The sequence below is a fragment of the Streptomyces sp. WG7 genome, assembly GCF_049975785.1.
In the GTDB taxonomy this organism is placed as follows: domain Bacteria; phylum Actinomycetota; class Actinomycetes; order Streptomycetales; family Streptomycetaceae; genus Streptomyces.
Window position 1 is genome coordinate 147,910 of the sequence record NZ_JBNGGE010000011.1, and the last position, 21,536, is coordinate 169,445.

Below are 21,536 nucleotides of genomic sequence, written 5' to 3' on the forward strand. Positions count from 1 at the left end.
TCACAGCCTTCCGCCGGTGGTCCCCTGCGGACAGTCCGCCCCGCCGGCAGCGGCGGTGAGAACCTCGACGAGCCGCTCGGCGAAGTCGGCCGGATATCTGGCGTAGCCGACGTGCCCGCCGGGGAACAGCTCCAGTTCGCGGCCGAGCCGCTCGGCGAGGACGAGGGCGGGGCGGTGCACGAGGTCCCCCCGTGAGGCATGCCCACCGGCCCACACCACCTTGTGCGCCACGCCTTCGAGTGCCGCCGGATCGGGCACGAAACGCGTGAAGGGCCGGACGAAGTGGGTCAGGAAGAAGTCGGTGTTGTTGTGCACCTCCGGCAGGGCCGGCGCGGGCCGGCCACCGTGGAGGGCCTGCAGTTTGACCAGCGCCGGTGCCATGCCCTCCCGGCGATACGTCCGGCAGACGTCGTCGAGGAGCGCCAAGTGCCGGCCGGCGTCGGGAAGAACGCTCAGAACAGGCGGTTCGTGGGCGACGGTCAACCGGATCCTGTCCGGGTGGCGGATCGTGAGTTCCAGGGCTATGAGTCCGCCCGAGCAGCTTCCGAAGACGCACACGCGCTCGTCCGGACCGGCGAGGTGCCGGATCAGCCGGTACGCGTCGTCGGCGTGCTCCTCGACACTCTGGTCCACCGGGTCGCCGTCGAGCGCGCTGCGTGAATTCCCGCGCGGGTCATAGGTGACGACACGATGGTCCGCGGCCAGGACGGAAGCCAGGCGCTTGTACACGGCCGCATCGGAGTTACCTCCTCCGATGAGCAGCAGAAAGGGCCCCGCGCCCCGCACTTCGTAATAGATCTTCGCGCCCGGCACCGCGAGCGTCCCGCTGTTCAGTGGGTTCATCACGCTCCAATAGCACAGCCTGTGTGACAACACAGCGTGTCACATCAACCACGGACAGTGCAGGGCGTGCGGGAGCCCGCAGGGCCCAACTCATCACACTCCGCGGTCACATGCGCTTCTCACTGCTCCCGCGCGCCGGTCTTGTCGCAACCCGCCCCGGGCATACCCACCATGGCGCCCGCCTCGAAGGAGGTCCCATGGCCGACAACGGACCGCGGACACACGCGCCCGCCCTGAACACCGGCACACGACCAGTGCGAGCGTGACCGCCTCTGCCTGTGAATACGGCAGTGGGCAGCGGGTGATGACCAGTCGTTGCGATGTGTCTCGAGGCAAGGAGGCCCGGGTGGCGGGCATCGAAGAAGTGCGAAAGATCCTCCGTGACCTCGGAATCGAGGAAGAACTGCTGCGTGACGACGCACAGCTGCGTACACATCTCGCGCTCGACTCCGTAGATCTCACGCAGATCCAGGTGGAGCTGGCCGATCGGTTCGCCACACGCGTCGATCTCTGGACCGAGCACGACTACACCGTGCGGCAACTCGCCGACATCGTCGGCGAACGCCTGCCTGGCGCAGGGGCTCACCGGGAGTACCGGGACCGCGGCTGGTGGCGCCCGGAGTTCCTCGACGACCTCGCGGTGAGCACCCGTGTGCACGCGGGTCACCGTGTGGCGCTGGTCGGCGCAGACCGCACCTTCACCAGAACCGAGCTCGAAGCGGCGGTGTCCGGCTGCGCTGCCAGGTTGGCGCACACCGGCGTCCGGCCCGGCGAGACCGTGATCGTGCAACTACCGAACCAGGTGCAGATCGTCATCCTCGTACTCGCGCTGATCAGGCTCGGCGCACGCCCGGCTCTCGTCCTCCCCGCCCTGCGCGAACACGAACTCGAGTCGGTGCTCACCGCGTTGACGCCGACCGTGCTGGCCGTGCCGGCCCGGCACCAGCGCTTCGACCACCTGCGGCTCGCCGAGAAGCTCCGCGAGCGGCATCCGTCCGTACGGACCCTGCTCGTCTCGGGGATCACCGGGTCGGCGGGTGGCCGTGTGAGCATCGACGAGCTCATCGAGGCCGGCCCTCCGGCTCCCGAGGACGTGGTTCGGCATCCCTCGGACACCGCTCTCTTCCTGCTCTCGAGCGGGACCACGGGCGCGCCCAAACCCATCGCCCGCACCCACGAGGCGCTCGGACACGTGATCCGCACCTCGGCGGCGGTCTCCGGACTCACACCGCATTCGGTGTTCCTCGCCGTCCTGCCCGTGACACACGCGTTCGCCTTCTCCGGCCCAGGGATCCTCGGCACCCTCGCCGGCGGCGGAAAGGTGGTACTCGCCGCACCGGAGGACGCCGCCGTGGCCATGGCGCTGATCGAGCGAGAACGCGTCACACACTGCGCGCTCACTCCCGCGCTCGCCCGGCAGTGGCTCACCGCGAGTGCCGCCCTCGGCAGCCACGACCTGTCGAGTCTGCAGGTCCTGCAGATCGGCGGGGCGCGCCTGGACGAATCCACGGCCACCCGACTGGCCGAGGCTTTCGGCTGCCGGATCCAGCAGGTGTACGGCATGAGCGAGGGCCAGCTGAACTTCACCCGGCTCGAAGACCCGCCCGAGGTGGCGTTCACGACACAGGGGCGCCCCTCCTCGCCGGGCGACGAAACCCTCGTAGTGGACGGCGAGGGGCGACGGGTCACCGATGGAGAAATCGGTGAACTCCTGGTCAGGGGCCCGGGAGTCATCACGGAGTACCACGGGAGCGTGGCAGCCGCGTCGTTCACCCCCGACGGCTTCTACCGCACCGGCGACCTCGTTCGGCGTCACGAGTCCGGGAACTTCGTCGTCGCCGGGCGTGTGAAAGACGTGATCAATCGCGGCGGAGAGAAGATTCCGGCAGACGAACTGGAAGCGCTGGTACTGGCGCACCCGGGTGTACGGGCCGCCGCGGCTGTCGCGATGCCGCACCGTGTGCTGGGGGAAGCCGTCTGCCTGTACGTCGTGGGCAGCGACGACGCAGTGCCGTCCCTGCGGGAGATGCGCACGCATCTGGAGGACGGCGGACTGGCCCGGTTCAAGCTCCCCGAACGGCTCATCGAGGTGCCGGAACTTCCGTTGACCGCGGTCGGCAAGACGGACAAGGCGCGGCTGCGCGACGACATCAGGGCTCGATTGCACACCGAAGGCTGACGTATCCGGCTCCAGGCGCCGACGCTGCGCTGCGCGAACGGCACGAGGAAGGGGTCGTCGAGCGGCCGCGGCGCAGGTCGAGCTGGGTGGAGGGCCCTCGACTTGATAGGCAAGTGACTGCTTGCCTATCCTGTGGTTGTGGCCGACGACCTTTTCAAAGCCCTGGCCGACCCCACCCGTCGAACCATCCTCGACGAGCTCGCGGAGAAATCAGGACAGACACTGTTCGAGATCTGCTCGAGACTGAGCATGAAGCATCAGCTCGGTCTCTCGCGTCAGGCGGTTTCCCAGCACCTCGCCGTGCTGGAGGGTGCTGGGCTTGTCGAGACGAGGCGGGAGGGTCGGTACAAGTTCCACGACCTGAACACAGTCCCGCTGCGGCGGATCACCGAGCGCTGGCTCGTGCCCGACGCGCACCGATCGGAAGAGAGCATCCCATGAAGATCAATATGACCAGCGTGTTCGTCGACGACCAGGCCAAAGCCCTGAGCTTCTACACCGACATTCTCGGCTTCGTGAAGAAGCACGACGTGCCGGTGGGCGAGAAGGACCGGTGGCTGACCGTCGTCTCGCCCGACGAGCCCGCCGGTACCGAGCTCCTCCTGGAGCCCGCCGGTCACCCGGCCGTCAAGACCTACCGCGACACCCTCGTCCGGGACGGCATCCCGCTCGCCCAGTTCGCCGTCGACGACGTGAAGGCGGAATACGAGCGCCTGCTCGAGCTGGGGGTTCGCTTCACCCAGGAGCCCGTGGAGATGGGCCCCGTCACCACCGCGGTCTTCGACGACACCTGCGGCAACCTCATCCAGATCGCGACCCAGGCGGAGTAGACGGCTGGTCTCGACCTTGACGGGCCGGCTCCGGCTTGCACCGCGCCCGCCGAGGACATGCGTTTCCGGTGTCGAGCGGGCCGGCTGATCGGCGGAGGTCCTCGGCCTGTCGACCTGCTCGCACGCAGCTCTGGTCAGGCGGCCCGCGTCTTCTCGTGCTTCCAGAAGCCCGAGAAGGTGATGCGGTCCTTCGGCAGACCCGCACGGTGCAGATGCCTGCGGCCTTCGGTGGCGAGGGTCGACTCCCCGACCACGAAGGCGTATCCCGTCGGGTCGGGGGAGGGGAGCCGTCGAAGCTCACGGAGCGCGGCGACGCCGGGAACGGAGGTGCTGTCCTGGCGTACGACCCAGGAGACGGTCACTCCGGCCGGACCGGTCAGCGCGCGCCTGTCCTCCGCGGTGGGGATCTCCTGGATGAGCCGGCCGACCGTCCCGCCGGGCAGCGAGCGGAGAATGCCCGCCGCGGCGGGCAGTCCGGTCTCGTCGGCCACGACGGTGACCTCGGAGGCGTCGCGCGGGCAGTCGAACAGGATGCCCTGGTCGAGCAGGGCGAGCGCGTCTCCCGGGGCGGCACGGCAGGCCCAGATCGCGGCTCTGCCCTCGATGTCGCCCCCGGGGCCGCGGTGTACGACGAAGTCGATGTCCATCTCCGCCGCCTGCCGACGGAAGTCGGCCACGGAGTAGTTGGCGCAGTGCGGCCGTTCACGCTCGGGAATCGCGAGGTAGGGCTGCCACCACTGGGTGCCAGAGAACTCCGGGAGGCGGAGACGGGGTTGATGAGGGAGCTGGAGGAACAGCCGGAACCAGTGGTCGTACCCCAGCCATGGAAACTCGGCAAGATCCGGGCCGGTGACGGTTACACGCTGCATGGACGGGGAGACACGTTCGGTGCCCACGACGCGGGCGCGGAACAACCTGGGCTGCTGTGGCATGAGCCGATGGACCTTCGCCATGCAGGACAGGCTAACCTAAGTTGAAGGTTGCATCACCCGTCGCGCCACTGCCCTCGACAGCCTGACAGCGCGCGCAGAGACCGTCGGCGCCGAGATCCTCCAGCCGCCGACAGACTTCATGGTGACCGCACGGCCGTCCTCAGGGATCCTTCGGGTCACATGTGGGTGTTTCTGGCCCGTCTGGAGGACGTCTCGGAGGAAGAACTTCGGCGTCGGCCGACCACCGCCGGGTGATCGCCCGTAGCTGCGCGCGGTGACCGGACGGGCCGACCCGGTAGACGGGCAGAGGCGTGTGGTGCCGACAACCGCGTCCCATAACCTTGTGCACGGAGACGTCAGATGCCATGTGGATCCACATCGAGGAGGCTACGGTGCTCGGACGGGGCACGCGGTTGCTCGCGGGCGCCATGACTTTGGCCTGCATGGTGCTCGTCGGCGCCAGTGCGCCCAGCGGATTTCTCTCCGTCAGGTCCCTGCCCGCAGACGCCGCCACGGACGTCGTACCGAACCGGGTCATGACGTGGAACATCTGCAACCCCTGCGAGGTGAGCAACGTGGACCGGGCGGCGGAGATCGCCACGTACGCGCCCCAGGTCATCGGTCTGCAAGAAGCGTGCGTGCGCGACGTCGAGAGGATCCGGGACTACCTGGAGAGCCTCTACGGGCTGGTCTACCACGTCGAGTACGGAACGGTGCTCCGTCATCGCGGCCGCTGCGGGGGAGTGCCCTGGAATCCGGGAGCCTTCGGCCAGGCCCTCCTCTCGGCGGCACCGATGACGGACCGCGTCAACGTGGAATATCCCGACGGCGGGTCCGAAGACCGTGGGTACATGGCAGTCACCACCTTGGTGGACGGGCAGTCCGTCCGGGTCTTCAACACCCACCTCGCCCACCGACGTCAAGAAGCGGTCCGAGCGGACCAGTCCGGTGTACTCGCCGCAGATGTCGCCCGGTACGACCGCGCAGTCGTTCTCGGCGACTTCAACGCCGTGCCGGACGCCCCCGAGCTCGACCGGATATGGGCACTGGCCACGGACACGGACCCCCGGTGTCATCCTTCGCCCGCCGGTACCTGCGAGCCGACCACCGACTGGCACAGCAAGTTCGACTACATATTCCTGCGAGGCTTCGCCCCGCTCGAGCACCGCGTGCAACCCAGCCCGTACTCGGACCACCACCTGGTCCACACCGACCTGGCCTGATGGCGAGCATGCGGTGGTCGCGGGTTCACGGCGCGGCGACCGTCCGTCGGCGCTCCGGCCGCATGAGGCCGATGCCGGCCCGCCGGCCGCGGTCACCGGCCCGGTCGTCTTCACCGCCCGCTCGAAGCGGTGGTCCCTGCGGTCCGATGAAGCCGAGGTGGCGGTCCTGCGTGAGGTGGCGGTCCGCTGCCCGGAGCAGACCGTGAGGTACGGGCGGGCCGTCCGGGCAGTGACTTCGAGGTTCCTGTGAGCGAGGGCGCCACGCACACGGCCGGCAGTCCACGCCGTCCGTTCGGAAACCGGGTGCGGACCGCCGACCCGATGGTGTCTGATCGGGGGCATGGTCACTGTGTTGAGCGAGCCGGGAGTCGACGGGCTGGGCGAGGCTGTGGGCGTGCTGCGGGAATGGCAGCACGAGGGGGCACCGATGCAACTGCATCCGGGGGACCTGGGATGGTTCTGGAGGTGGGGAGCGGAAGCGACCGCCGCGGCGGTCAGGACCTGGAGCCGAGGCGGACAGATCCTCGCCGTCGGGCTGCTGGACGGTCCGGGGCTGCTCCGGCTGACGATCGCGCCAGACGCTCAGCTGGACGAGGAACTGGCGTGGCAGTTGGTCGCAGACGTGACCGAGCCGGAGCGCGGCGTGCTGCCCGAGGGGAAGGCGAACATCGAGGCCCCGAAGGGCGCCCTGGTCCAGGATCTGCTGTCCGAGGAGGGCTGGGACACCGACGAGCCGTGGACGCCGCTGCGCCGAGACCTCACGAAGCCGGTGAACGACCCGGCCGTGCGGATCGAGGTGATCGGACCGGAGCAGGCGCACGTGTTCACCGCCGTCCATCGGTCGGCGTTCGACGGGTCGGGATTCACCCACGAGCACTGGCACGCGATGGCGGCCGGCCTGCCGTACGCCGACGCCCGGTGTCTCGTCGCGTACGACGACCGAGGCAACGCGGTGGCGGCGGTGACGGTCTGGTCGGCCGGTCCCGGCAGACCCGGGCTGCTCGAGCCGATGGGGGTACACCGGGAACACCGCCGTCAAGGCTACGGTGAGGCGATCAGCGTGGCTGCGGCGGCCGCTCTTCGGGAACGGGGCTCATCCAGCGCGATCGTCTGCACCCCGAGCTCCAACGTCGGCGCCGTCGCCACCTACAAGTCAGCCGGCTTCCAGCAACGTGACGAGGTACGGGACCGACACCGGCAAGCCTAGTGTCCCGCGCCAATGATGCCCCGTCAGTGGTCGCGCGACTTCGGCTGCCGATGCGTGAGTTCCGCGTCAACGTTCGAAGCCGGAACCGTTGCCCTCTCTGATGACGGGCGGAGGGTCGCCGGACGCGCTGCGAAGGCGACGGCTCAACTGCCGTACCTGGACGGCCGGCCGGACACGCCCGCCGCGTCGCAGACGACGTCGTAGGCCGTCAAAGCCCGCCGTGCCCGGGCGGAACGGCTCGCCGTCTGCGGCCGCCACCCCCGCGAACATCCTGGTCCGAGGCCGGGCCGGAGCGGTGACCGACTGCGGTGCCGTCTCCGCAGGATATGTGGACCACCGATCCGTGGCCTGGCTGCCGCTGCCGCTGCCGCTGCCCCTGCCGCGACGCCGGGATCCCTGAACTCCTCGACCCTTGGACCTTCTGACCTCCTGCCAGGGGAAGCGCCGCTCGTTCACCTGTGTCGGGCCGGTGGTGAAACCGCAGATCGCTGGTGAACATAGTGGTCCCTTTCCGTGTCCTTCACCACGGCATTGCTGCAAAGAAGCGAAGTCGAGGTGTGGCGTTATGGCCGGTTGATGTACTGATTTGCGACCCCACATCCATCGACGGAGGGTCGGTACAGCTCGTCCGCGGTGGCGAGTGACCCGCACGCGACCGGCTTTATGATCGTCAACGAAGTGCTGTCTCCGCGCCCGCCCTCCTGTCGTCGATGAAACTTGGCGACCGCGAACGCAGTTGGCTGAGCGGGTCGTGCGACGGTGACGAATGTGAGGAAAGGTGAACTCCATGGCCCTCGGGCTGCTCCGCCGTCGGCGTTCCCGTGGCACCTCCGGTGCCGGACCGAGCCTCTCGGTCCCCCTGCCGCCTGATGCCGGGGCCTTCGGCTTCGAGGTCGTCGATCCCATGGGGCAGCCCATAGGCGGAGCCGAGGTCACCGTGACCTCGCCGGACAGCCACCGGGTGGTGACGCGTGGCACCACGGACCCTCACGGCTACTTCATAGCGACGCTCCCACCGGGCGCCTACAGCGTGATGACCGTGGCCGAGAGCCTGTCACCCGCCCGCGAGGATCTCGACATCGCCGCCGGGGTGGCTCTGCCCCCGGTACGTGTCGAGCTCCAGCCCGCACGCCGGCTGGAACTTCCGACAGCCGGAACATGGCTGTTCGATCCTCCGCACACCGCGATCCGGTTCATCGCCAAGCATGTGGGCATGGCCCACGTCCATGGCCGGTTCACCCGCTTCCAGGGCGGTATCCGCGTCGCACCGAACATGGCCGACTCGCACGTGTCGGTGCGCATCGACGCCGCCAGCATCACCACGGGCAACAACACCCGTGACAACCATCTGCGTTCCGCCGACTTCCTGGACGTCGAACGCTACCCGTACATCGACTTCACCAGTACCCGGTTCTCCCACCGCGGCGGCTCCAAGTGGACCCTGCACGGCACACTCACCATGCACGGCACCAGCAGGTCCGTCGGCCTCGACACCACCTATCTCGGGACGGTCAACGGGGGTTACGACCAGGAGCTGCGCTGCGCGGCCCTCGCGAAGGCGGAACTCCACCGGGAGGACTTCACCCTCAACTGGCGCTCCATGCTGGCCCGAGGTATCGCAGTCGTCGGTCCGACCGTCCAACTGGAACTGGACGTACAGGCGATGTACCGCACCCACGACACGCCTACGCCGCCGGACTAGCCACTGGAAAAGGGGAGACGCGCCTGGCGTGGGCCGCGGCCCACACCAGGCGCCTTCCCGGCGTCGAGGGTGCGGATCGGGCGTCATCCGGCAGCGCACCCCCCACATCGTGTTGATCTTGTGCAGCTTTGCAGTCGACCGCATGGAAGCACCCGGACGAGGCCACCCGTCTTGTTAGGCCTGCCCGGCGACACCGTGACAGCACGGAGCAATCAGATGGGAAAGGGCTCACGATCATGGGTATCTTCAGCCGTCGCCAGACCGACGTCATCGAGCCGGCCCCGGCCGTCGACACCGGCACCTCCGTCCCGGAGACCGCGACCGTGGGTGCCGCGCTCGACCCGGCACTTCGCGCACTGACCGGGCGATGGACCATCGACCGACCCCACAGCCGCATCGGATTCTCCGTCCGGCACGCGATGGTCACCACGGTGCGGGGATCTTTCCTCGACTACGACAGCACGTTGTACTTCGACGGAGCCCGGCCCTCGCAGTCGCGGGCCGACCTCGTCATCCGGGTCGCCAGCGTCGACACCGGCGTGGAACAACGGGACGCGCACCTCGTCGGCCGCGACTTCTTCGACGTGCGCCGCTACCCGGAGATGATCTTCCGCAGTACCTCCACCCTCCACGAGGGCGGAGAGAGCTTCCGCATGACCGGGGACCTGACCATCCGCGACGTCACCCGGCCCGTCGACCTGCAACTCGACTACCTCGGTTCGGTCCTGGACCCGTTCGGCTTCGAACGAGCCGGTTTCGACGGCACCACCACCATCGACCGCAGGGACTGGGGCCTGGTCTACAACCAGCGCTTGAAGGCGGGCGGCACCATGGTGAGCGAGAAGGTCCGACTCCAGTTCGACATCTCCGCGGTCCGGTCGATGTCATAGAGGGTCTTGGTGTGCCGCTCGGGCCGGCCGGCCGCCGGCCCCTCCCCCGAGGACGCGGCCGCGGAGCGGTGGACCGCAGGACCCACCTGGTCGTTCCCGAGGTCTACCTGCCCGGCACTGCGCCGCCCTGCGAGAGCCGTGCCGGGCCTGTCGGCCGCAGCCGCGCCGGAAGGACTGAACGGCCGCTCCCCGTACGCGCCGCCGCTCGACCTCGCCGGCCCCGGCATCCGTTCCCTCCTGACCACCGTCCTCACCGACACGGGCGGGCCGACCGACCGGCTCCTATGCGCCCATCGGCGGCGACGAGGCGGTCGGCACGACCGCGGACGGCTTCGCCCCACCGACGACGACCTCGCCCGCACCCTGAACGGCGGTGGACGGGTCCTGCTCTCCCCGCAGTCTCACCCGTACCTCGACCGCCGCTTCGCCCCGGGCGTCACTCCGCCCGGTCGGACCGAAGCCACCACCAGCCTGGGCTTCGCCGTCTACCGGCCGCGCGGCCCGGACTCCACCGTCGCCGCCAGGACCCCCTGGGCGTGACCGGAGCTGCCCGCACATCCTGGAAGCGGCGCGCCCCTCCCCTCCCGAGGTGGCGCCGCGTCGGCGCGAAGGAAACGGACGAGACGCGGAGTCCGCGCGGTGGGGGTGAGGGCCACAGGGCGGCCCAGGACAACGGGCAAGTGTCAGCGAGAGGTGTCACGCTGAGTTCACACAGGACCTGCGAAAGGGAATCGCCGTGATCACCAACGAGTTCGTCCCGGGCTCACCCTGCTGGCTCGACCTCGGCACCCCCGACGTCGGCGGCGCCGCGGCCTTCTACAGCGCCGTGCTCGGCTGGGACTACGAGTCCATGGGACAGGACGTGGAAGGCGGCATGTTCCGCAGGGACGGCAAGACCGTCGCCGGGCTCGGCAAGCTCACCGAAGAAGGCGCGCGCTCCGCCTGGATGATCTACTACTGCGTCTCCGACGCGGACGCCACGACCCAGGCCGTGCGGAGCGCGGGCGGAACGGTGCGCGTGGCGCCGACGGACCTCGACGACTGGGGGCGGATGGCCCAGTACAGCGACCCTTCGGGTGGCCAGTTCGCCGTATGGCAGCCGGGCACGAACAAAGGCCTCGAACTGGTGGACGAACCCGGCTCGCTGTCCTGGACCGAGCTGTACACGAGCGACGCGGCGGCGGCCAAGGAGTTCTACGGCGGTGTCCTCGGCTGGCGGTTCGGCGACATGGAACTGCCGGGCGGCGGGGGCACGTACTCTCTCATCACTCCCGCCGGCCTCCCCGAGGAGCGCATGCACGGCGGCCTCATGGAGGTCCGCGAGCAGGACCTCGCCCTGGCGAACGGGCGATCGTACTGGCACCCGGTCTTCGCCGTCACCGACTGCGACGCCGCCGTCGCCGCGGTTACCGAGCACGGCGGCAGCGTACAGATGGGTCCGGAGGACGCGGAGGGCATCGGCCGGCTGGCCGTGTGCGTCGATCCGTCGAACGCGGACTTCGTGGTGCTCGCGCCGGCCCAGGCGTGACCGGACCACGCGCCGGGCCGGTGACCCACCTCAGGGTGATCCGCTGATCGCCGCTGTCGTAGCGGCCGACCACCCGCGGCATGACCGCACGCTGGGGGATCACCGGGGGCCGGCCGGCGTGGTCGGTGCGGCGTTCTTCGACACGGGCGCGTCGAACGCTTGGTGAAGCCGCGCGGCCCCGGCCTTCCCGGGCCGCCACCCGCGGCGGTCCGGCGGTGGGGTGCTGAGCCGTCACAGTGCACGCTTCGCGATCCCTGGCCATGCGGGATCCGCGGCGGTGGAATGAGGTGGAGCCCCGGCCTTGGCCACAGCATCGGGACTCCACCACCAGCGGCACGCCGACCTGCGGAACCGGCAAGAACCTGGTGTCAAGGCTGCCGCACAGGCGATCGCCGATGACGAACGTGGCCGTATCGCGTGTCTTGACGGCCAAATGGCGCTGACGTTTGATCTGCCGCAACGTCCGTCGCGCTGAGAGGACCCCTTCCATGGCCATGGCCGTCCCTCCCCTGTCCCAGCAGTTGTTCATCGGCGGCGTCTTCCGTGACGGGGCCGGCAGCGACACCTGCGACGTGATCAGCCCTGCCACCGGCGAGCACGTCGGCACGGTCCCGCTGCCCGTGGCGGCCGACCTGGACGCGGCCGTCTCCGCCGCACACGCCGCCCAGGCCGAGTGGGCCAAGGTCAACGTCTGGGAGCGCGCGGCGCTGTGCCGCCGGATCGCGGACGAGATCGACCGGCGCCGTGACGACCTCGCCCGGCTGCAGACGCTGGAGCAGGGCAAGCCGCTGGCGGAGTCGGTCGCCGACGTGACGGAGGCCGCCGAGCTGTTCCGCCTGCACGCCGAGGACGCGGTCCGCCTGCACGGCGAGACGCTGCCCTCTCGCGACGCCTCCAAGCGGATGTTCACCTTCCACCGTCCGGTGGGCACCTGGGCGGTCATCACGCCCTGGAACTTCCCGCTGCTGATGTTCACCGAGTTCGCCGCCCCGGGCCTGGCCACGGGCAACGCACTGGTGGTCAAGCCCCCGACGAACACACCACTGACCGTGCTCAAGGCCATGGAGGCCCTCACCGCCGCCGGGGTCCCCGAGGGCCTGGTGAGTGTCCTGCCCGGCGACGGCGCCTTCGGTGACGCCCTCGTCCGCCACCCCGGCATCCATGCCATCGGTTTCATCGGCTCCTCCGCCACCGGCGCGAAGATCCAGTCCGCGGCCGGGCTGAAGCGGTCGCTGATGGAGTGCTCCGGCAACGGCCCTCTGGTCGTCCTCGCCGACGCCGACGTCGAGGCCGCCGCCAAGGCCGCGGTCGACGGTGCCTACCCCTGCGCCGGACAGGTCTGCTGCGCCACTGAGCGCGTCGTCGTGCACACCGACGTCCACGACGCGTTCGTCGAGGCCGTCCTGCGCGAGGCCGAGCGCGTCCACCTCGGCGACCCCCTCGACGACAAGACCGTCCTCGGCCCCCTCAACAACGAGGGCGTCGCGGCCAAGATGGACCGCCACATCCAGGACGCCCGTGCCCGCGGCGCGCGGATCCTCACCGGCGGCCGGCGCCGCGAGGGCATGCCCACCGACCTCTACTACGAGTTCACGGTGGTCGACGGCGTCCCCGAGGACAGCCTGCTGTCCAAGGAGGAGTCCTTCGGCCCGGTCGTCCCGATCATCACCGGCCGCGACGAGGACGACCTGCTGCGCATCGCCAACGACGACGCCCTCGGTCTCCAGGGGGCCGTCTTCACCCGCAGTATGACCTCCGCGTTCCGCTTCATGGAGGAGATGGAGGTCGGCCAGGTCCTCGTCAACGAGTCCAACAACTGGTGGGACATCAACATGCCGTTCGGCGGCGCCGGTTCCCGTGGCACCGGCTGGGGCCGCATCGGCGGCAAGTGGACCCTGATGGACATGACCGACACGCGCACCGGGGTGATCAGCCTCTGACCCCGGCAGGCGTGTCCCGGCCCGGCCGCCCATGAGCCGATGCCGCGGGCGCGCTCATGACGGGTGTCGGGCAGTACCGTGCGCAGGTGGGATCGGAGACGGTGCCGAAGCGTGACCGAAGGAACCGCTGTGCGCCTCGACAAGTGCCTGGAGCGCCTCCCTGGCCACCGCGTCGCTCTGGTGCAGGAACGGGTCGTTGGTCTGCGGCCGGGGGAAGTCGCCCGGGCTGGTGACGAAGCGTCTCGGGTGCGGAGAGCCGTCGAGCCCCAGTGGGCGGGCACGCAGTGTGTCGATGAGGCCCGTGGGCTGCCGCCGGCCGGTGGTGGGGTCGGTCTGCACTTGTTCCCTGATCGCACGCTCGCCGATGAGGTGGAGGAGCAGGGGGTCGGCCACGCGCGTGAGAGCGCGTCCCGGCAAGCGCGCCTCGATCAGAGCCCGGGCCTGTACGACCCTGTCCAGACTGCTGGTGCGCGCCTCGAACACGCCGCCTCGGCAGGTCACCTTCATGTTCGCGCCGACGAAGTCGACCACGCCCGCTCGGGCGAGGGCCAGCAGCTGTTCGAGACGTGGTCCCGGCGGGCCACTGGTACGGAACCGGCAGAAGTCGAAGAATGCCGTCATGCTGTGGCTTCCACTGCCGGGCTCGACCTCTCCCCGCTGGACCACGGCCCACAGCGCCTGCGAGATCGAGAAGATGGCGTGGTAGACGGCCAGATGAGCGCTGTACCGCGGGTTCCGCCCTCGCTCCAGGTCGTCGGCGAGGTAGTTCAGCATCCACGTGCGCAGGGCCGCAGGCTCGGAGAAGCGGCGGGTCGCCAGCGGTCTGTCCAGCCCGTCGACATCGATGTGGTCACGGCTGTCGGGCACCGCCTGCTCGATCAGGTCCTTGAACTCAGGGCTCTGCCACTGCGCGGCGTCCAACCGGTCGAGGAACTCCCCGGCGTCGACTCCGAGGCGGTGGGGATGGGAGTGGGCCAGCTCCCGGTATCCGGCCACGGTCAGTTCCCGTGCGAGGGCGGGCCACAGGTCGGAGGCGAAATCCAGGGAGTGGTCGGCGAAGTCGGCGGGGGAGAAGTAGCGGGGTATACGGGGCGGCGGCCCCGGCAGGACGTAGGCGAACTTCGAGCGGTACGGCACACCTCGGCGTGAGCCCACGTACAGCGTGGGTTCACGGCCCGACGGCAGGTAGCACAACTCGCCCGACGGCTCCCGCCGGAAGCGGCCGCCGCGTCCCTCGGTGAGGAGCACCATGATGTCGATGAAGGTGAGCCCGAATCCGCGCATCAGTACGGGCTCGCCCGCGGGGAACGCGTCCAGTGAGATGTCGGAGGTGTAGGCCGTCGGCTGGTAGGTGAGGCGGTGGGCCGCCGCGTGCTGGGCTAGCCGGGGCTCCGGACCCTGCGGTTTCACCTGGAAGTGGCCCTGCGCCAGGATCACCAGGTCCACGTCAACGGTCTCGCCGTCGTCGAGTCGAATGCGCTGACGGCCGTCAGGCAGATCGCCCAGGGACACAGCGAGCGCCTGATGCGTCCGGACGCGGGCTCGGGACGCCACGGCAGCGGCGGTCCGCCAGAAGGACCAGGCGAGGTAGTCACCCGTGAGCTTCCGTGTGGCGAACCAGCCGGCGTGGACGCGCGCGGCCTCCTCCCGCACCCCTGGGGCCGGCTGGTAGCCCGGCGGAAGGGGAAGACGTCCCGCGGCGAGATCCCGCGCCCACTGTTCCAGCGTGGGGCCTTCGACGGCAGGGCCCTGGCAGGTGACCGTGTCGTCGGTGAAGAGCGTGCACTCGTCGGCCCGGGTGTTCGACCAGAGCAGCGGGGACTGGTCGTGGCGCCATACCCGTCCGGCACCGGCTGGATACGGGTCGATGACGTGGATGTCCAGGCGTTCGTCAGGGGCGAGGAGATGCATGTTGGCGGCGATGCGTTCGAGTACGGATGTCCCGCGTGGTCCGCATCCGACGACCGCGATGCCCGGATTCTTCGCCCGGTACGGGTCCGGGCCGCTGTCGTCGGCTCCGGTGGCGCGGCGGATCTCGCTCATCGGTCCTCCCTTCAGGCCACGAGCAGTTGATGGGAGGCCAGGTCGCGGTAGAGCGTGCTGGACTCGATGAGCTCGCCGTGGGTACCCGCGCCGACCACCCTTCCGCGGTCGACGACGACGATCTGGTCGGCGTCGACCACGGTGGCGAGTCGATGGGCGACGATCAGCAGCGTGTGGCCGGTGGGGACGGCGTCGATCGCCGCGCGGAACGCCTGCTCGTTCTTGGCGTCGAGATTGCTGGTCGGCTCGTCCAGCAGCAGGATCGGAGGCGCGGCGAGGAGCGTACGCGCTATGGCCAAGCGCTGGCGTTCACCGCCGGACAGCAGGACGCCGCCTTCGCCCACCTGCGCGTCCAGTCCGAGCGGAGACCGCTTCACGATCCCGTCGAGGTTGACGCTGCGCAGGACGGCTGTCAGGTCGTCGTCGGACATGCCCGGCGCGGACAGGCACAGGTTCTCCCGGAGGGTTCCGGCGAGAATCGGTGCCTCCTGCTCCACGTAGCCGAGCCGACTGCGCAGTTCGTCGCGCGACACCTCGCGGATGTCGGTCCCGTGCAGCCGTATCGCGCCGGACCGTACGTCGTAGAAGCGCTCGGCCAGCGCCAGCAGGGTCGACTTGCCGGCGCCCGACGGGCCGACCAGGGCCGTGCGGGTGCCCGTAGGGACGGTGAAGCTGATGTCCTCCACGACCGTCTCGCCCTTTCCGTAACCGAACGTCACACGGTCGAAGGCGAGCGCGGGGACGGAACCGACGCCGAAGAGCGCAGCAGCCCTTCCGTCCTCTCGCGGCGGCTGCACGCCTACGACGTCCGCGTCCGTCTCGGTCGGCACGCGCAGCACGTCCTCGATGCGTTGCAGCGCACCGAGACCGGTCTGCAACTGCGAGTAGGCGCCGATGAGCTGACCTACCGGCATGATCAGGAAGAACAGGAAGAGCACGAACGCCACCAGGTCACCGACCGAAAGCCCGCCGGAGGCGACCCTGGCACCTCCCACACCCAGGACCAGCAGGAACACTCCCTGCGTCGCGATGTGCGCCACGGGCAGTGTGAGCGCCTGCAGTCGGGCGAGCCGCAGCCCCATCCCGTAAGCACGGCGGGCGCTGTGCGCGATCGCCTCGGTCTCCCGCTGCTCCGCCCGCGCGGCGCGGATCGTCCGTACGCCGCCGATCGCGCGCTCCAGTCCGGACGTCATTTCTCCGAGCAGCACCTGGGCCTGCTCGGAGGCCGGGCGAGTCCGGTGCGCGATCACCGCTGCTCCCGCGAAACCGGCGACGAGGCCCCCCGCGGTGACCGCGAACAGCAGAGGGTCGACCAGGAACGCGGCGACCGCCGCGCCAATGATCATCAGCGTCCCGGTGAAGATCTCGAACAACCCCGAGGTGACGACGGACCGCAGCATCGAGCTGTCCGCCCCGATGCGGGAGAGCAGATCCCCGGTACGGCGGCTGTCGTACTCGGCGACGGGGAGCCTCAGCACATGCCCCGCGAGCCGCTCTCGTATCCGCAGCACGACGCCCTCACCGACGCGCCGCAGCATGTAGTCCCGGAACCCGTTGATCACGGCCGCTCCCACCAGCAGCGAGACCAGCGCGACCGTGGAAGCCATGGTCGACCGCGACGCGGAGATGGCGTCGATGACCGACCGCACCAGCACGGGCTGGAGGAGCGTCCCGCCGGCGGCGACGAGGGAGAGCACCGCCGCGAGGGACATGGCGAGCGCGTGCCCACGCATGTAGCGCACGAGATCACGAGTTCTCACCCGTCCGGCCTGCTTCATCGTCGTCCTTCCGGAAGGAAGGGCATGGCGCTCCACCCGCTCTCTCGTACGTTCCACCGATGTCCCGGCCGGCCACGCCGAGGGCTCGGAGCCAGTGGGCCCGCCCCCGACGCGGCCGAGTCGGGTCAGCAGCTCGTGCTGACCCAGCTGCACTTGCAGCAGACCGACGTCCAGCTGCTCGCGAGGACGTCCTGGTTGTTCGCCTCGGACTCCATTCCCTGAAGCCCCAGTACGAAGTTCGCCATGATGTTCACCTCCCTCCCTGATCGAACTGCGGTGCTCTCGGCCGTGTGCGGCAAGGGCCGCGAGGTGCGGTCAGCGCTGCCCGGAGGTGGTGATTCCGGCGCCGGCCGCGGTGGCCGAGGGGTCACGGTGGGGAGGCGTCCACGGCTCTGGGCCGAGGAACGGCAGCAGTTCGCTGGTCCTCCCCGCGAGTACGTTGATGAGCTGGAGCACGCCGGCCGATCCCGTACCCAGGTCTGTGGAGGCGCGGAGATTCTGCTCACCGGGGAAGACGAGGCCGAACTCGTCGCACAGCGCGTGGAGGTTGAGGGACGCCACGCCCTCGTCGACGCGCTTGTCCGCATCGGGCCAGTCGAGGCGGTGCTTCACCTGGTGCAGCGCGCCGATCAGCCCGGCTCTCCCGTTGAACAGTCCCGCGCCGATGCTGAACTCGGTGACACAGGCGAGGCTCAGCTCCGGCAGGGCACCCTCGATGCGCTCATCGCTCACGTGATGCAGGAGCAGGTCACCCACCATGGCCACACCCGCGCTGCCCGTCGCGAGATAGGGCAGCACCCGGGCTCCGTTCTTGACCTGGAGGGTGCCGTCCGGCATGGCGTCGCATTCGTCCAGGTCCCGGTGGAGGGCGGTAACGGCCGCTCGTCGCCAGCGTTGTTCGCCGGTGACCTCGTACACCCGGATCATGAAGAGAGCCAGTCCCGACCAGCCGTACAGCAGTCCGCCCCAGAAGTTCTCGACGGCGTTTCCGTTCCGGTCCCTGAGCAGCGAGTCGGCGGAGAGGGAGCCCGCACCCACGGCGAACCTGCCGGAGTCGACGGCCTCCTCGACGACGCCCGCGGCGTGGACGGCGTGGTCGAGGAAGCGGGGCTCCGCCGAGCGACGATAGAAGTCCAGGCTGGTCAGTCCGATTCCGGACAGACCGTCGAACAACTTCGTCCCGAACAGCCCCGCGCTCTCCTCGGCCACCTTGTCGTAGATCGCGAACGCGGTGTCCGTACGGCCCATCCGGTGCAGGACCCGGCAGATTCCGGCCGCTCCGTCGTACAGCCCCAGCCGTGGGACACGGCTGGTGAAGATGTCGTGCTCCAGCCAGTCGACGTAGGGGTCGAGTTCGGTGCCTCCCGCGGTGTGCAGGGCGTCGATCACCCCGGCGGCACCGAAGGCGATTCCGCCGCCGCCGTGGAAGAACTGATTGATGTCGCCCGGGAAGAGCCGGTCCTGCCGATCCGGTGTGGCCGTACGGCGGATCGACGCCTGGAGCGCTCTCTCCTGGAGGTGCCAGGGGCCGGCCGCCGTGGTGAAGGCCAGCTCCGGGTCGGCGGGTCGCAGGCCTGACTGGGCCGGGCCGGGAGCCGCCAGGGAACGGCGCAGCTCCGTCACCACGTCCTCGTCCAGCTCCAGACGGTCCCGGGCCGTGTCGATGAACGTGGCCGCCTTGGCCGGGCAGAGCGCGAGGAGTGAGATCAGCGGAAAGTACAGGCACAGGCGGATGGCGCTGAGCGAGTAGCGATCGGCCTGAAATCCACGTAAGGAGTCGGGTGCGGCGAATCCGGGAACGCCGAGTGGCCGCGGACCGGCATCGCTTTGCCGTTGCACGGCTTCGAAATCGATCAACGAGATGTTGAGATCCTCGTCAATCATGACGTTACCGGGGTGCAAGTCGTTGAACACGTACCCCCTCTCGTGGACGTTCCGTACCGCCTGTTCCAGCTGATCCATGATGACGTCCACCGATTCCCGGTATTCCTGGGTCTCATTTCCGTCACCGGTTCCCGAAAGGAAGAGGTAGTTCTGTGCGACCCAGCTCTGCAAGGACTGGCCGTAGACATGCTCCATGGCCATGAAATCGTGCCCGCCGAGGGTGTGGTAATCGAAGACCTGCGGGATGCCGGGAAGTCCCTGCAGATCAGACAGGACCGCGTACTCCGTCCGCAGCCGCGCAGTCGCGTCCTCACCGGTGCGGTCCAGTCCTGCATAGGGCCTGCCTTCCTTGAGGACGAGTTCCGTTCCGTCCCGGAGTCGGCGGGCTCGGTAGACGCCGCCGCCGTTGGAGAAATGAAGAACTCCGAGTACGTCGTACGGAAATTCCGAGGGCTGCTCGCCGGACATTCGAGGATGGACGGTTTCCGCGAGGAAGTCCGGAACCTCGACCCATTCGGGCAGTACGAAGCGCGGCTCGCGGTGGTCGGCCACCAGCACTCCGTCGGGCCGTTCGATCGCAGCGACCTGGGTGCCGTCGTCCACGTGGGCGAACCGGAGCATGAAGGCCCCGTACCGGACGTACAGCGGCCCCTCGTTCCAGCGCAGGTCGCTGAGGATGTACGGTCCCGGCCAGCCGCCGATTTCCAGATCAAGGTCCTCCAGCGTTCTGCGCAGCTCCGCGGGGCTCCGGGTGTAGACGGTGATGAACTTTCCGCTGGCTTCACGGGGAGCGTACTTCGCGCTTCTCGCCTGCATGACCAGGGAGTGCGGAAGGAACTTGAAGTGAAGGGTGTGCCTGAAACAGTGGTCGGCCACCTTCTTCAAGGTTTCGACGGCATTCTCCGGAGTGCTGGAAACATGTATCTTCCAGCCCTGCACGGGAAGTTTCGGCGTTCCGGCCGGAGGCTGGATACGGGTCCACTGCTCTTCGACCGAGCGACGCCATCCGGGCGGCGTTTCAATGTGGCTTCCATAGTCCACCCGACCCTCATCCAGAGACACTCGTTCCGGGGTCTCGTAAAATCTTGGGTTGGCCACGCAGTAAGCCGGATAGCGGAGATCCATTGGATCACCCCCCGTTCCGTAGCAGCAGATTCCGGACTGCCTCCATCGGTGACGTCAGTGAGTCTGCCAAGGCGTCGAGACGTAGTCCTTAGCAGAACGGGACTTCTCCTTGACGGTATGCGCCAGGTACAGTCACCTGGTCTACGCCACCAATTCGGGGGAAGGTGTAAACCGCATGCAAGCCGAGCGATTGAGAGTCGAGGAGCTTCCCGCGGCCGAGCGGTTCGACCAGTGGGGCGACGAGATCGACTTGATGCCCTGGCCGTCCCACCTGGCCATCGACTCTCCCGAGCACCTCCATGAGCTGGCCGACAGGCTCGACCTCGGTGCCCTCCGACTCCTCCGATTAGCCCAGCCGCCGGCGGCAGCGGTGGGCACGCCGTTCCACGGGGCAGCGGTCGACCCGGACCAGTACCACCTCGTGCTCCCGCTGCAAGGCGAACTGAAGCTGGGGAACTCGGCCCGGTCCAGGGTCTTCACACCCGGCGACATGTTCCTGGCCGACACCTCCTGCCCCCATGTGTTCCACGCCGGAGGCCCTCGCGCCCACCAGCATCACGATGTCGTGACCTCGTCCCTGGTGGCGCTGCGGCTCCAGATCCCCAAGGAACTGGTCCCGCTGCCGACCGACCTGATGGACTCACTGTTGGTCACGCCCCTGCGGCAGCACAACGTGTTCGGCCTGACACTGTCGCGCCTGCTCGTCGATCTCCTACGCCACCCCGGCAGCTTCTCCGCCGCACAGGCGCACCGGCTCTCCGGCGTTCTGCTGGAACTCCTCGCCGGGGTGCTCGGTGCGCACACGCGCGAGGACGCCACGTCGGAGGAGGCCCACGGCAGCCTGTTCATCCGTGTCCAGGACTACATCCAGCGGCATCTGGAGGATCCCGAGCTGACTCCCGCGCAGATCGCCGCCGAACACCACATCTCGCGCCGTCACCTCCAACGCCTCTTCCAGCAGCGCGGCATCACGGTGGCCGCCTCGATACGGCAGCAGCGACTGGAACGCGCATGCTACGACCTGACCGCTCCTCACCTGGCCACGCACCCCATCAGCGCTATCGCTGCCCGGTGGGGTTTCCGCCACGCGGCTGACTTCAGCCGCGCCTTCCGCAAGGCGTACGGGGTCGCCCCCTCGGACTTCCGGCTCGCGCGTACGAGGCAACGCTGCGCCTCGTGAGGGGCCGGCCCTCAGCCGTCCTCGTGTCCGTACTGGCACGGAAGCACGGAAGCACGGGTTCACACACTGCTGCAGGTTCTGTTCATTTCGGCCGGGACGATCTCGCGTGCAGGGCCCGACCCTCCCTCAGCACGGTTCGAGGAGCGGTCGGGCCGCCGAACGGCCGTTCCTCCGCGCCGGGTTGAGTCCTGCGGTGCTCAGCTGCCCGGAACGAGTACCTACGGCCTGACCCGCGTTTGACGGTGGCTGCCG

16 protein-coding genes are annotated in these 21,536 nt (G+C 69.1%); 11 read left to right on the forward strand and 5 right to left on the reverse strand.

Annotated features, from left to right (window positions below; all coding sequences use genetic code 11):
* Nucleotides 1–843 carry an alpha/beta fold hydrolase gene (locus tag ACP4J0_RS14710; RefSeq protein ID WP_426599113.1) on the reverse strand — a complete coding sequence of 281 codons (843 nt, stop codon included), beginning with the start codon at nucleotides 841–843 and terminating at the stop codon, nucleotides 1–3.
* Between the two features lie 346 nt (nucleotides 844–1,189).
* Between ACP4J0_RS14710 and ACP4J0_RS14715 the strand changes: the two genes are divergently transcribed.
* The 3 genes from ACP4J0_RS14715 (at nucleotide 1,190) to ACP4J0_RS14725 (ending at nucleotide 3,852) form a co-directional block, all read left to right on the forward strand.
* The gene (locus tag ACP4J0_RS14715) at nucleotides 1,190–3,022 is read left to right on the forward strand and encodes an AMP-binding protein (protein WP_426599114.1); all 1,833 of its coding nucleotides are present in this window, start codon (nucleotides 1,190–1,192) and stop codon (nucleotides 3,020–3,022) included.
* 138 nt (nucleotides 3,023–3,160) lie between these two features.
* Nucleotides 3,161–3,463 carry an ArsR/SmtB family transcription factor gene (locus ACP4J0_RS14720; RefSeq protein WP_426526741.1) on the forward strand — a complete coding sequence of 101 codons (303 nt, stop codon included), beginning with the start codon at nucleotides 3,161–3,163 and terminating at the stop codon, nucleotides 3,461–3,463.
* Nucleotides 3,460–3,852: a VOC family protein gene (locus ACP4J0_RS14725; RefSeq protein WP_426599115.1), complete on the forward strand. Its 393-nt coding sequence runs from the start codon at nucleotides 3,460–3,462 to the stop codon at nucleotides 3,850–3,852. The genes ACP4J0_RS14720 and ACP4J0_RS14725 overlap by 4 nt, the downstream gene beginning before the upstream one ends.
* A gap of 134 nt (nucleotides 3,853–3,986) precedes the next feature.
* Here ACP4J0_RS14725 and ACP4J0_RS14730 read toward each other — a convergent pair whose 3' ends face one another.
* A complete protein-coding gene (locus tag ACP4J0_RS14730; RefSeq protein ID WP_426599116.1) occupies nucleotides 3,987–4,805 on the reverse strand; it encodes a siderophore-interacting protein in 819 nt (272 codons plus the stop codon).
* A 344-nt stretch (nucleotides 4,806–5,149) separates the two neighbouring features.
* Here ACP4J0_RS14730 and ACP4J0_RS14735 point away from each other — a divergent pair, with 344 nt between their 5' ends.
* The 7 genes from ACP4J0_RS14735 to ACP4J0_RS14765 all read left to right on the forward strand — a co-directional run bounded on the left by ACP4J0_RS14735 (nucleotide 5,150) and on the right by ACP4J0_RS14765 (nucleotide 13,274).
* Nucleotides 5,150–6,007 (forward strand): endonuclease/exonuclease/phosphatase family protein, encoded by an 858-nt coding sequence (locus tag ACP4J0_RS14735; protein ID WP_426599117.1) that lies wholly within the window; start codon nucleotides 5,150–5,152, stop codon nucleotides 6,005–6,007.
* A gap of 340 nt (nucleotides 6,008–6,347) precedes the next feature.
* Nucleotides 6,348–7,214 carry a GNAT family N-acetyltransferase gene (locus tag ACP4J0_RS14740; RefSeq protein ID WP_426599118.1) on the forward strand — a complete coding sequence of 289 codons (867 nt, stop codon included), beginning with the start codon at nucleotides 6,348–6,350 and terminating at the stop codon, nucleotides 7,212–7,214.
* Between the two features lie 787 nt (nucleotides 7,215–8,001).
* A complete protein-coding gene (locus tag ACP4J0_RS14745; protein WP_426599119.1) occupies nucleotides 8,002–8,916 on the forward strand; it encodes a YceI family protein in 915 nt (304 codons plus the stop codon).
* 236 nt (nucleotides 8,917–9,152) lie between these two features.
* Complete coding sequence (locus tag ACP4J0_RS14750) at nucleotides 9,153–9,806, forward strand: YceI family protein (protein ID WP_426599120.1); 654 nt, start codon at nucleotides 9,153–9,155, stop codon at nucleotides 9,804–9,806.
* Between the two features lie 138 nt (nucleotides 9,807–9,944).
* Nucleotides 9,945–10,346 carry a hypothetical protein gene (locus ACP4J0_RS14755; protein ID WP_426599121.1) on the forward strand — a complete coding sequence of 134 codons (402 nt, stop codon included), beginning with the start codon at nucleotides 9,945–9,947 and terminating at the stop codon, nucleotides 10,344–10,346.
* Between the two features lie 196 nt (nucleotides 10,347–10,542).
* Nucleotides 10,543–11,334 (forward strand): VOC family protein, encoded by a 792-nt coding sequence (locus tag ACP4J0_RS14760; protein WP_426599122.1) that lies wholly within the window; start codon nucleotides 10,543–10,545, stop codon nucleotides 11,332–11,334.
* Nucleotides 11,335–11,822: 488 nt separating this feature from the next.
* Entirely contained in the window at nucleotides 11,823–13,274 is a 1,452-nt protein-coding gene (locus ACP4J0_RS14765) for an aldehyde dehydrogenase family protein (protein WP_426599123.1), read from the forward strand.
* A 54-nt stretch (nucleotides 13,275–13,328) separates the two neighbouring features.
* On the opposite strand, the gene ACP4J0_RS14770 is transcribed toward ACP4J0_RS14765, so the two are convergent.
* From ACP4J0_RS14770 to lanKC, 3 genes are all read right to left on the reverse strand, one after another.
* A complete protein-coding gene (locus ACP4J0_RS14770; protein WP_426599124.1) occupies nucleotides 13,329–15,317 on the reverse strand; it encodes an FAD/NAD(P)-binding protein in 1,989 nt (662 codons plus the stop codon).
* An 11-nt stretch (nucleotides 15,318–15,328) separates the two neighbouring features.
* On the reverse strand, nucleotides 15,329–17,050 hold the full coding sequence (locus ACP4J0_RS14775; RefSeq protein WP_426599125.1) for an ABC transporter ATP-binding protein: 1,722 nt from the start codon (nucleotides 17,048–17,050) through the stop codon (nucleotides 15,329–15,331).
* 360 nt (nucleotides 17,051–17,410) lie between these two features.
* Nucleotides 17,411–20,104: a class III lanthionine synthetase LanKC gene (gene lanKC / locus ACP4J0_RS14780; protein ID WP_426599126.1), complete on the reverse strand. Its 2,694-nt coding sequence runs from the start codon at nucleotides 20,102–20,104 to the stop codon at nucleotides 17,411–17,413.
* Nucleotides 20,105–20,279: 175 nt separating this feature from the next.
* Between lanKC and ACP4J0_RS14785 the strand changes: the two genes are divergently transcribed.
* Complete coding sequence (locus tag ACP4J0_RS14785; RefSeq protein WP_426599127.1) at nucleotides 20,280–21,284, forward strand: helix-turn-helix domain-containing protein; 1,005 nt, start codon at nucleotides 20,280–20,282, stop codon at nucleotides 21,282–21,284.
* Nucleotides 21,285–21,536 lie beyond the last annotated feature (252 nt).